This window comes from Collinsella aerofaciens, assembly GCF_018785265.1.
Taxonomy (GTDB): Bacteria; Actinomycetota; Coriobacteriia; order Coriobacteriales; family Coriobacteriaceae; genus Collinsella; species Collinsella aerofaciens_AI.
In genome coordinates this window covers 1-394 of sequence record NZ_WQPK01000052.1, presented here as the reverse complement: position 1 = coordinate 394, position 394 = coordinate 1, and the positions used below count along the sequence as shown (strand labels likewise).

Sequence of the window (394 nt, the reverse complement as noted above, 5' to 3'; positions counted from 1 at the left end):
GGCGTGCACCTTGAGAACCGGATACTGCGAGGATGGACACTTACTTCAGTGTCGCATCCGGGCAGACATCGAACCATTTGAAATGGTCTAACTTGGATTTGTTTTTCGCAAGGCCGCCGAGAGGCGGCCCCGAGAAATTCCTTTTCCTATCTAATAGAACCATATGAATCGAACGGAACCGATCAGCTAATAGTTGTGAGGACCGGACGGGCTCGAAGCCCATTTATTTTGGACGGAGAGTTCGATCCTGGCTCAGGATGAACGCTGGCGGCGCGCCTAACACATGCAAGTCGAACGGCACCTATCTTCGGATAGAAGCGAGTGGCGAACGGCTGAGTAACACGTGGAGAACCTGCCCCCTCCCCCGGGATAGCCGCCCGAAAGGACGGGTAAT

1 rRNA gene is annotated in these 394 nt (G+C 54.3%); it reads left to right on the top strand.

Annotated features, from left to right (window positions below):
• Positions 1–229: 229 nt before the first annotated feature.
• Positions 230–394: ribosomal RNA gene (locus tag GPK42_RS09595) — 16S ribosomal RNA — on the top strand; the annotation flags it as partial.